Annotated in this window: 9 protein-coding genes and 1 pseudogene; 2 read left to right on the top strand and 8 right to left on the bottom strand. The window is 46.4% G+C overall.

Features of this window, described 5'->3' with window-relative positions:
* Positions 1-486: 486 nt before the first annotated feature.
* Positions 487-1,227 (bottom strand): annotated as a pseudogene (locus ACFQ2O_RS16225) (flotillin-like FloA family protein); the annotation flags it as partial.
* 7 nt (positions 1,228-1,234) lie between these two features.
* A complete protein-coding gene (locus ACFQ2O_RS16220) occupies positions 1,235-1,630 on the bottom strand; it encodes a VOC family protein (RefSeq protein WP_377530023.1) in 396 nt (131 codons plus the stop codon).
* 122 nt (positions 1,631-1,752) lie between these two features.
* On the opposite strand from ACFQ2O_RS16220, the gene ACFQ2O_RS16215 reads away from it, so the two are divergent.
* Positions 1,753-2,610, top strand: coding sequence for a hypothetical protein (locus tag ACFQ2O_RS16215; RefSeq protein WP_377530021.1), 858 nt, complete (start codon positions 1,753-1,755; stop codon positions 2,608-2,610).
* A gap of 134 nt (positions 2,611-2,744) precedes the next feature.
* Here the strand turns inward: ACFQ2O_RS16215 and lgt are convergent, their stop codons facing one another.
* Positions 2,745-3,584 carry a prolipoprotein diacylglyceryl transferase gene (lgt, locus tag ACFQ2O_RS16210; protein ID WP_377530018.1) on the bottom strand — a complete coding sequence of 280 codons (840 nt, stop codon included), beginning with the start codon at positions 3,582-3,584 and terminating at the stop codon, positions 2,745-2,747.
* Positions 3,585-3,685: 101 nt separating this feature from the next.
* Between lgt and ACFQ2O_RS16205 the strand changes: the two genes are divergently transcribed.
* The gene (locus tag ACFQ2O_RS16205; protein ID WP_377530015.1) at positions 3,686-4,012 is read left to right on the top strand and encodes an SdpI family protein; all 327 of its coding nucleotides are present in this window, start codon (positions 3,686-3,688) and stop codon (positions 4,010-4,012) included.
* Between the two features lie 40 nt (positions 4,013-4,052).
* Here the strand turns inward: ACFQ2O_RS16205 and nadE are convergent, their stop codons facing one another.
* The 5 genes from nadE to ACFQ2O_RS16180 form a co-directional block, all read right to left on the bottom strand.
* A complete protein-coding gene (gene nadE, locus ACFQ2O_RS16200; RefSeq protein WP_377530013.1) occupies positions 4,053-5,939 on the bottom strand; it encodes an NAD(+) synthase in 1,887 nt (628 codons plus the stop codon).
* A 271-nt stretch (positions 5,940-6,210) separates the two neighbouring features.
* Complete coding sequence (locus ACFQ2O_RS16195) at positions 6,211-7,467, bottom strand: methyltransferase domain-containing protein (protein ID WP_377530011.1); 1,257 nt, start codon at positions 7,465-7,467, stop codon at positions 6,211-6,213.
* A gap of 1,111 nt (positions 7,468-8,578) precedes the next feature.
* Positions 8,579-9,319: a ribonuclease III gene (rnc, locus tag ACFQ2O_RS16190; protein ID WP_377530009.1), complete on the bottom strand. Its 741-nt coding sequence runs from the start codon at positions 9,317-9,319 to the stop codon at positions 8,579-8,581.
* 3 nt (positions 9,320-9,322) lie between these two features.
* A complete protein-coding gene (gene fabF / locus ACFQ2O_RS16185; RefSeq protein ID WP_377530006.1) occupies positions 9,323-10,576 on the bottom strand; it encodes a beta-ketoacyl-ACP synthase II in 1,254 nt (417 codons plus the stop codon).
* 55 nt (positions 10,577-10,631) lie between these two features.
* Positions 10,632-10,868 carry an acyl carrier protein gene (locus ACFQ2O_RS16180; RefSeq protein WP_068838501.1) on the bottom strand — a complete coding sequence of 79 codons (237 nt, stop codon included), beginning with the start codon at positions 10,866-10,868 and terminating at the stop codon, positions 10,632-10,634.
* Positions 10,869-10,921: the final 53 nt, after the last annotated feature.

Here is a 10,921-nt window from a genome sequence, read left to right as displayed (position 1 = left end):
GTCATTCATGGTAAGAAAGGAGTAGAGTTTGGTCACTTTATCCTTTAACATACCTGGATGGCTTCATCGTTTATAATCGCAACTTGAGTTAATTATATGGGCGGTGAGGTGGAAGAAGCCGGGAAGCGCATTGTAAAATACGCATTGATCGACCAAAACGGGCCAACTGGCAAATTCTTTAGCGAGGAAAGTAATCCGGAAACGGGTGAAATACCCTGGTAATACAAGGTAGATGAATTATGAAGCAAGCAACGGGCTTTACGTTATCGGGGCTGGAGTGCTAAACTTCAGTCCTTTTTTATGGAAGTTACTCTAGTGCCATACCAATCATTAATCCTCACATTGCAAAGCCTCAAACGTTAAACTCACTTACCATACGGCAGCTTATCGGCACATTATTAAACACCGTTCGCCTAACCATACTTTAGCTAAAAGGGCCACTCCATACCTTGGAGTGGCCCTTTACATATTAACTAAGGCTTGCGGTTACTCCCTTGGCTTGCCTTGGCTGCCAGAGCCACCCTGCTCAGGCTTAGCAATGGAGCTGCGCATGTCAGTGTCCGACTGAATGTTTTGCATGCGGTAGTAGTCCATATTGCCGAGGTTACCGCTGCGGAAGGCTGCGGCAATATCAATAGAGAGAATTTCGTAAGCTGTGCCGGCGTCCAGGCCTTTCTGAAGCACCAGTTTCGAAATCATATCCGGGTTCTCCAATACAGTTTTATGCGAGCTAGACGAGCCGATGGACGTTACGATGCCTTCCCCCACACGCGCAAGTATGGTTTCCTCGCCAGCGCCATCCACCAGCTATTTGATGTTCGCCCTTACGGTAACCCGCACTTTAGCGATCAGCTGAATGCCATCCTGCGCCACAGCGGCTACGTTTGGTGTATTGATAACCTTCGGGTTTACCGATGTCGTCACGGCCTCAAATACGTTTCGGCCAGCCAGGTCAATAGCAGTTGCCTGCTTAAACGACAGCGGGATGTTCGCCTTGTCGGCGGAGATAAGCGCCTTGATCACCATCGGCACATTGCCACCTGCCAGGTAATGGGTTTCCAGTTCAGTGTACGTCAGGTCGATGCCGGCTTTGGTGGAGTTGATCATGGAGTTAACAATCAGGCTCGGCGGCACCTTCCGGATACGCATGAACACCAGTTCCAGCAGGCTCTCTTTCACACCCGAAAACAAGGCGGTAATCCAGAGGCTGATCGGGACGAAGTATAAAGTAGCCTCAGCTTCGCTCCCACATCCCTTCCATCACCACCTCCAGCAGGTGCCTGTCTGGGTCGCGGAAGTAGAACGACAAAAAGCCACCACCCCAGTCGTACTCCTGCTCTATCTCAATTCCCTGACCTTCCACCTGCTGCTTCCACAAAGTATATTGCTCCTGCTCCACCTCAAAGGCAAGGTGCAACTCGCCAGCTCCGAAGTGTGGCGGCAAATGGCCTCCTTTCTTAGCGGCTTCTGCTATAAAGCAGAGCAACACAGAGGCTCCTGCCCTGAAAAAGACGTGCCGGTCTTTCACCTCACCGATCACCTTAAAACCTAGTTTGCCATGATAAAAAGCTTTACTCTGTTCAAGGTCCGATACATAGAGGCAGGTTTCCTTTATCTTTTTAATCTCCATCTAGATAGTCTTTTTATTGCAAAACACAGGTGCTACGGCAGCTTTTTTAAAGTTTATACTTTGATATGCTTAACGTCTGCCAAGACTTCTCGTTAATAATATCCCGTCTATAAATTTTATACATGAAACTGATGATAAAAATTGCCGTGATCATGTTAGCTATTATTGGGCTAACGACTTTTTTTCTTCGTGATAGCTTGTTTCAAGACAAACCTGCTACTGAAGCCACTACTACTGGCAGTAGGTTAGAAAAAATAACAGCGCTGCCCAACGAGGTAGAGGAAAGCTCTGGCGTTGCTCTACTTGCTAACGGCACCATCCTGACCCACAACGATGCTGGCAACAAGCCCTACCTGTACCTGTTAGATGCAAAGGGCAAGCTTCAGGAAACCATCAAGCTTAAGGTGCCTAACGTGGACTGGGAAGATCTGGCGCAGGACGATGATGGCAATATCTACATCGCTGACTCTGGCAACAACAATAACCAACGTAAAGAACTGGCTATATACAAAGTAGATTTAGCAGCTCCTGATCAAGTGCAGGCTATTCGTTATACGTATGAAGACCAGACAGAATATCCGCCGCAAAAGAAAGATCGCAACTTCGACAGCGAAGCTATTTTCTGGAACAACGGCAATTTATACTTGGTATCTAAAGACCGTGGACAGGGCGCTACCGCTAAAGTATATCAGCTGCCCGATCAGCCAGGCAACTACAAAGCCAGGCTAATTGGGAGCCATAAAATAAAAGCTAAAATTACGGGTGCTGCAATAAACGCGGATGCAGCGCAGGTGGCCTTGCTAAGCGAAGGAGAACTTCACCTGTTTCGCGACTTTAGCAGCGTAGATAAGTTTTATGAAGGTAAGTATGAGAAGCGTGAGTTAAAAGGGGCCGGACAAACTGAAGGTTTAGACTTTATAGATGAAAACAAACTAGTAATTACAAGCGAGGGCGGTAACTTGTACCACTACACTTTGTAGCAGTGGAAGCAGCAAACGCCGATGCTAACTGCCCCTCAAGTATCTTTAACTCCTGGCTCCTTTTAAGTTAAATCAAGTATAAAATCAAAAGGCCCTTCTGTTTCAGCAGAAGGGCCTTTTGATTTTATACTTTGCTAAGCGTTGCTACTTTCCGGAAGCCTGCCACCAGGCAAGGCTTTTGTAGGCCTCAGCCAAACCCAGACAAGTATGGCAATCCCTATCAGAACCAACGGGATACTTAGCAACTGGCCAAGGTTTAGCGCCATTGTCGCTTCTTTTGCTACCTGATCTTCTTTCAGGAACTCCACCAGGAAGCGGAACGAGAACAGCGCTGTCACGAATATTCCGAAAAGCAGCCCTTTAGGCAGCGCACTTTTATACTTGCTCCACAGCCAGTATAAAAGCACAAATAACATAAAGACACTCAGCGATTCATATAGCTGTGTTGGATGGCGCGGCACAATAGGACTCTCACCCAAACGCAGAAACTCAAATGCCCAGGGAACAGTAGTTGGATGGCCAATGATCTCAGAGTTCATCAGGTTACCTAAGCGAATTAAAGCACCACCTAAGGCCACTACAATCACAATACGGTCCAGCACCCATAGGTAATCAAACTTCTGCTTGCGGCTAAACAACCAAAGTGCGAAAAGGATACCGATGGTAGCGCCGTGGCTGGCAAGGCCGCCTTCCCATATCTTTAGTATTTCGATGGGGTTGCTCAGATAATACTCCGGCGAGTAAAACAAGGTATGGCCTAAGCGTGCGCCTACCACTGTGCCGATAATCATGTATATGGTAATCACATCCACATCGCCCTCGGTACGGCCTTCTGCTACGTATATTTTAGTCAGGATGCGTTGCCCGATTACAAAGCCCAGCGCGAAAAGCAGTCCGTACCATCGTATACTAAGCGGGCCAATGCTGAAAATCTCTGGATCAACGTTCCAGGTAATGTAGTTTAATATGCTCATAAGGGTGTGCGTATCTGACAAAGTTAAGATAAATCGGCCACTGAAAAAACGGAAGCCGCTGGCCAGGCAACTTATATAACGGAAACCTTATATGTACGCGTATGAATTTGTTTTATCTTTTGCCGGGCCTGCTACTATTGCTAGCAGGTATGGCTCTGAAGAAATGGCCACCCAGGCAGATCAACTGGCTGTATGGCTTCCGCACCCACTATGCTATGCGCAACCAACAGAACTGGGATGAGGCCAACCAGTATCACCCTAAACTGCTTATCAAGATTGGGTTAATAGCTATACTTACGGGATGGATACTATCTCTATTTTTAACACCCGTTGTCGCGCTGCTTATACTTGTTGCTCTACTCGTAGTGATGCTTGCTGCAAGCATTGTTATCACTAACCAGCACCTGAAGCGCAAGTATGGCAGCTAACAAGCAAGAGGCGTTACCATTAAGGTAACGCCTCTTGCTGCTATTTCTCTTTTAGCAGTTGCAACTCTTCTCTGAAGCCGCCGCTCAAAATCGGGAAGCGCAGCCAACTGCGTGGATCCACGTTGTAATCGTCGAGGTGGAAAGACGGGGCATAGCGGTCACGTTTCCACTGGTTTCTCGACCACAGGCTATAGAACTTCGTAATCCATTCTTTTAACACTGCTCCTTCTGCCACACCTTCTTTCAGCAGGATATCATATACCTCCATGGGCGCATACCGATCATGGAATGCCAGGCGCTCAATCTGATTCAAGACTTCGTAGGGCATCAGATCCTTTTCATCTGTCTGCTCTTCCTCTGCCGGACGAAGCTCGGCGCTTGGCTGCAGGTTGTTCACATATTGCAAACCAATATAGCCTAGCTCCTGCTGCGCCCAAATCAGAAACTGACGGATAAAGGCTTTGTCGATGCCTGCGATAGGCGAAATACCACCGGCTGTGTCTCCGTCCATAGTGGCATAGCCTACCGATGCCTCGCTGCGGTTAGAGGTGGCCATCAGCAGCCCGTTCTGTAAGTTTGCGAGCATCCAGATGCCCGGGGCACGAACACGGGCCTGTATATTTTGAAGCGTAACATCATCCTGTTCCCACGTCAGGTCACGGCCAATTACTCCTTCTATGGTAGAAGTATAATTTTTCACCACCTCATCAATCGTCCAGTTATAGAATCTGGCTCCGATAGACTCAGCTAATTCTTTTGCTGAAGTATATGTATCGTCTGAAGAGTTTACAGTGCCTTGATAGGCTGTAGTAAGCAGCTTGTTTACCAGTGCCTTCTGTGCCTCATCTGCTGGCAGCTTACTAATTCGTTCTTTATCCTCGGCAGAGAAGAGTAAAGCTTTGTCCATAAAGGCCTCTAAACCCAAGCTCTCTACCCCACGGCGTGCCACCTCAGCCACTGCCACAGCGCAAAGCGAAGAGTCGGCACCACCACTCAGCGACAGCACAAAGCCACGGCTGCGGCTCTTGCGCATGTAATCAAACAAGGCCAGACTTAGGGCAGCAATAACTTCTTTGTTTTCATCAATCGGCGGCAGGTACTCTATTACCTCCGCAATCTCTGGATTTTTGGAGAAGCATACCTCTGCACACTCCATATCCACATCCTTAAAGCAAAGCAACTCGTTGCGGCGAATCAGTTTACCGTTTTGCGCAATCAGCACCTCGCCGTCATAGATCATACGGCCTGCTTCGTTGCCAAGCATGTTAGCGTACATGTAAGCACACTGATATTTTTTAGAGGCATCTACCACTAAGCGATAACGCACGTCGGTTTTGCTCAGGGCAAAGTGGCTGGCACTTGGGTTAAGTATAAGCTGCACGCCTTTTGGCATGTGGCGCTCGGCAGGGCGGTTAGGCCGCCAGGCATCCTCGCAAATTTCGAACGCATACTTTACACCCTGCTCTTCGTAAATAATGTCGCCTATTTTATACTTCTGCCCTCGCACCTCAAACTCCTCCACCACATCGGCAGGCCAGGGAGTAAACCAGCGCGGCTCATAATGCACCCCATCATTTGCCAAAAACTGCTTTGCCGTAAAGCCTACAATTTCTTTATTTTTGATAACGCAGGCCGTGTTGTACACTTTCATGTTATAAAACACAGATACGCCTACAGCTACCGTAATACCGTCACACCACTCCTTTAGCTGCAGTAGGTGCTCAAAAGCCATTTCTGATACCCAAGGGCTCAAAAATAAGTCTTCGCAACCATAGCCAGACACGGCCAGTTCAGGTAGGAGTAAAATATCGGCTTTGTTGTTTTTCGCCTCGGCAATGGCGTCTTGTATGTTCTTCAGGTTACCGTCCCAATCCAGTGGAGTTTGGTTGAGAGCTGCGGCAGCCAGTATGAGTCTTGTTTCTTCCATAGGGTTCTATAACGCAAGTATGTGAAGGCAAGTTAAGCGCAGGATTTTAATTTTGAGTAACTGAATACCTTGTTTCTTTAATATATGCTACGACAGCAGCCTGGTTCAGCAGTGAACATGCACACTCGACAGGAGCTATACTTGGTATTTTACCTCTTGCCACGCAGATGCAGCAGCAGATTCTGCCTTGCCCCTATAACTTAAAAAGGCAGGCCCACAACGTGCAGGCCTGCCCTGATATATACTTTAGCTCATCTTCCGCTGTGGCACACTAAACCACTACTTTCTTAAGCTCTGGTTCAAATACTTGCAAACTAGGTATGAACGTTACAAACCTGCCACCCCACTCGCTCACGTATGCCAGTTGATGCATTACTTCATCTTTGAGGTTCCACGGGAATATGATGATAAAATCCGGCTCCAACTCGCGTATACTTGCTTCCTCTACCACCGGAATATGGCTTCCCGGCAGATACTTACCCTGCTTTGATGGTGCAGCATCTACTACAAACTCTATCAGGTCACTCCCCTTCACGCCGGCATAATTCAACAGCGTATTTCCTTTTGCAGCTGCCCCATACCCTATTACTTTCTTGCCTGCTCTTTTCTTATCCACCAAGAACTGTAGTAACTCATACTTTATCGCATCCACTCTTTCCTGGAAGTCAAGATAATATTCGTCGGTAGTGATGCCAGCGGCGGCTTCTTTCTGGAGCATGGCCTCCACGTTAGGCGAGATGGCTTTGGTGTCGTCTTTTTTATGCTTGGCAAATATTCTCAGGGAGCCTCCATGCGTTGGCACCTCCTCTACATCAAACATCTCCAGGGCATGAGATTCAAAAATCTTTTTCACGGTGGTGAACGAAAGATATGAGAAGTGCTCGTGGTAAATAGTGTCAAACTGGCAATCCTCCACTAAACGAAGCAAGTGCGGGAACTCCATGGTAATAACGCCGCTCCTGCGAAGGGCCACTTTCAGGCCTTCCACAAAATCGTTGATATCAGGCACATGCGCCAGTACGTTGTTTCCAATCAGCAAGTCAGCTTTCTGCTCCCGCAGGCTCAATTCGTGCGCAAAGCCCGACCCGAAATATTCTGAAATGGTAGGAATGCCTTTTAGGATAGCCTCATTGGCCGTATTTTGTGTTGGCTCTATTCCTAAAACAGGCACACCCTTGTTCTTGAAATGCTGCAACAGGTAACCGTCATTAGACGCTATCTCCATTACAAAAGAGTCTTCATTATAACCGAAACGCGCTACCATCGCCTCTACATACCGGCGAGCGTGCTCTACCCAGCTTTTAGAATAGGAGGAAAAGTAAACGTAGTCGCTGTTAAATATTTCTTTAGCCTTTTTATACTCATCCACCTGCACCAGGTGGCAGTTGTGGCAGGCGTAAATAGTTAGCGGAAAATATGTTTCAGGTTCGCTTAACTGCTCTTCTGTCAGGAAGGCATTAGAAGGCGGGCAGTTAACGAGATCAACAAACTTGTTGTGGAGCGGTTCTTTGCAAAAACGACAATTCATACTGATTGTATTTAATTACTTTAAAAGACAGGAATAGAGGCTTCAGCTTATGAGCAAGCCAAGTAAGAAGAGTAATATACCTTAGCAGAAACAGCTGTGCCTTTAAGCCTATAGTATAAAAGGCACTAGTGCCTCGGCTCCAAGGAGCCTTGCACGAATGTCATTACACATAATAACATCCAAAATTTTTCTATTAGAGTAGCTAAGGCTTTGGTGCAGCATGGGCAGCTTGTAATTGCAGAAAACACATTGAAAGTAATTCCTAACAATACTCCAATTTATAGCATGTTTAAACATCGTTCTCCAAGCAAAAGCTGAATGTAAAGGATGCTGGCAAAGCGGTTTTAGAGCTTCTAAACAGCACTATAGAGCGTGAAGCTATGTTCCGTTACAGGCTTTTGCAGTGCAAAGGATGGATTTTACACATGCTTTAAACAACTGCTACACCAAAAAAGAATCTTAAAGATGGGTTCTGAGGCTATGGAACAGAATATACAGCCGCTTAGTAACTCTGGTAAGCAGGCAGGCGCAGGATGTAATTCCTATATCTTGCTTAGGGAAAGCAAACAGGAAGAAACTTACAGCCGAATAAAAGACGAAGGAAATATTTTTTACGTCTTCTTCATTGGCATCTAAATCAAATTTAGACTCTGTACTCGCCTTTTTATGATTTTTTTTAGAGAAATGCTTTTCAAGGCTTACGCCGCTAGCCGAAAAGACTAGGAACACAATCGCAATAAGGGTAAGCGCGATCTGCTGTATATGGCGTTTTGAGACTGACATGTATCTGCTGTATGATACTGACAGTATAGAAAATAAGTTATGTTTGTTTCGCTGTATTTAGTGAAAATAATTACACTCAACAAAATAAGCATGTCAAAACATTGTAAGGCACAATCTTCTAGTGCTAAGTTGCAGCTGTACTAGTATATAATGATTGGTGATGCTATTTCCCGCACAGCAGATTAAGCCTTAAAGCAGGAGTAGCTGTCCTTATGCTTCATCTTGAAAGGCAGAAGCAAGTATACGTCATGGCACTTGTCAGTTCAGAAGCTACTTGCTTGCTACACTTCTCTTACATATAGCTTGTGCAGAGGCAGAAGCTACGCGATCAGGAGATTTTCAGAAAGCTTAGCCCCTTTTCAGCCGCCGCCTGGTCAGCTTTTTTCTTGGAGAGCCCTACGCCTACGGCAATAGGTTTATCGTCTATGTATACTTCAGAGGTAAACTCTGTGGTGTTGCCCTGCTGCTTACGCTTCACAATATCAAAGCGAATGTCAAGGTTCTGGCTTTGCGCCCACTCTATCAGTTTGCTTTTAAAGTTAGCAGTTGTATTTACCAGGTTGTGCAGGTCGATGTGCGGCTTGATAAGCTTGTTGAGGATAAAGCTGCGTGTGGTATTATAGCCTTTATCGAGGTATATGGCACCGACCAGAGCCTCCAGTGCATTGCCATTTACAGACCGGTGGCGCATGCTCTGATTGGTTGTATCGATCTTCACCAGCAGGTTCAGGCCAATTTTTACTGCAATCAGGTTCAGCGACTCACGGTTTACAATGCGCGAGCGTATCTCTGTCAGAAAACCTTCGTCTTCGTACGGAAACTTCTTGAACAGGAGTTCTGCTACCACGGCGCCAAGTATGGCATCGCCCAAAAACTCCATACGCTCATTGGTTTCATGCTTGCCCGCCAGGTTTTGGCGCGCAAACGATGTATGCGTCAACGAGAGTTTGTAAAGACGTAGGTTATCAGGTGTGCTGCCAATAATGCCAGCAAGAGCGCGTACTAAGGCTTTATCTTTATTGAATAACCTGTGAAGGATGCGCCGAACTGGTTTAATAGGCCCAAACACTAACTAGTCTTTGAATTGACGGAAAATTACAGAGGTATTATGACCACCAAAACCAAATGTATTGCTCAGGGCAACTTTTACCTCCCGCTCCTGCGCCTTATTAAACGTAAAGTTCAGGCGGTTATCGATGTTTTCGTCATCGGTAAAGTGGTTGATGGTTGGCGGAACAACATTATTTCGTACAGCCATGATAGAAGCAATTGCCTCAATAGCACCGGCAGCACCCAATAAGTGACCCGTCATGGATTTAGTGGAGCTGATATTCAGCTTGTAAGCCTGGTCACCAAAAACTGTTTTGATAGCCTTTGTCTCACTAATATCGCCAAGCGGTGTGGATGTACCGTGTACGTTAATGTAGTCTACTTCCTCTGGTTTGATGTTGGCATCGCGCAGCACGTTTTTCATAACGTTCAAAGCGCCAAGGCCTTCAGGGTGAGGGGCCGTGATATGATATGCATCGGCAGACATGCCGCCACCTATAATCTCGGCGTATATTTTAGCGCCACGCGCTTTTGCGTGCTCATACTCCTCCAGGATCAAAGCTCCCGCACCTTCACCTAACACAAAACCATCACGGCCTGCATCAAATGGACGAGAAGCAGTTGATGGAGAATCATTGCGCTCCGAAAGGGCTTTCATGGCATTAAAACCTCCTATACCGGCCTCTGTAACTGCAGCCTCAGAACCACCGCTCACAATCACATTAGCCATACCCAAACGGATGTAGTTGAAGGAATCTATAAGCGCATTAGTAGCTGATGCACAGGCAGAAACGGTAACAAAGTTAGGCCCACGGAAGCCATACTTAATAGATATATGACCTGCACTGATGTCGGCGATCATCTTCGGAATGAAGAAAGGGTTGAAGCGTGGTGTTCCGTCGCCGTTGGCAAAGTTCACGCACTCTTCCTGAAAGGTGCGTAATCCACCAATTCCAGATCCCCAAATTACTCCAACACGGTCAGGATCAATATTCCCCTCCAATAGGTTTGCGTCTTTAACGGCCTCATCGGCCACCACTAGCGCAAACTGCGTAAACAAGTCCATTTTGCGGGCTTCTTTACGATCGAAATAATTTCCTGGATCGTATCCTTTGATTTCGCAGGCGAACTGCGTTTTAAACTTACTTGCGTCGAAACGTGTAATAGGCGCAGCCCCACTCACGCCATTGATAAGCCCGTTCCAATATTCCGAAACGGTGTTTCCAATTGGCGTGAGTGCGCCTAGCCCAGTAACTACGACTCTCTTAAGCTCCATAAGCTGTTAGTAGAGGATAGATAGTAGAAAATTCTTTATAAAAGGGGAGGATATATTACTTCGCGTGCTCTTCTAGGTAGCTTACAGCCTGGCCTACAGTAGAGATGTTTTCAGCCTGATCATCTGGAATAGACACGTTGAATTCTTTTTCGAACTCCATAATAAGCTCAACAGTATCCAATGAATCAGCGCCAAGGTCATTTGTGAAGCTTGCCTCTGGAGTAACCTCTGCCTCTTCAACACCAAGCTTATCGATGATGATAGCTTTTACTTTTTCTGCGATTTCTGACATTTTTCTTATAGTTAATTAAAACACTGTGCAAAGAAATGGAAATAGACAGACAA

The sequence above is a fragment of the Pontibacter rugosus genome, assembly GCF_042678745.1.
GTDB classification, from domain to species: Bacteria; Bacteroidota; Bacteroidia; order Cytophagales; family Hymenobacteraceae; genus Pontibacter; species Pontibacter rugosus.
The sequence above is the reverse complement of the archived record's forward strand: the minus strand, read 5'-3'. Positions and strand labels throughout refer to the sequence as shown.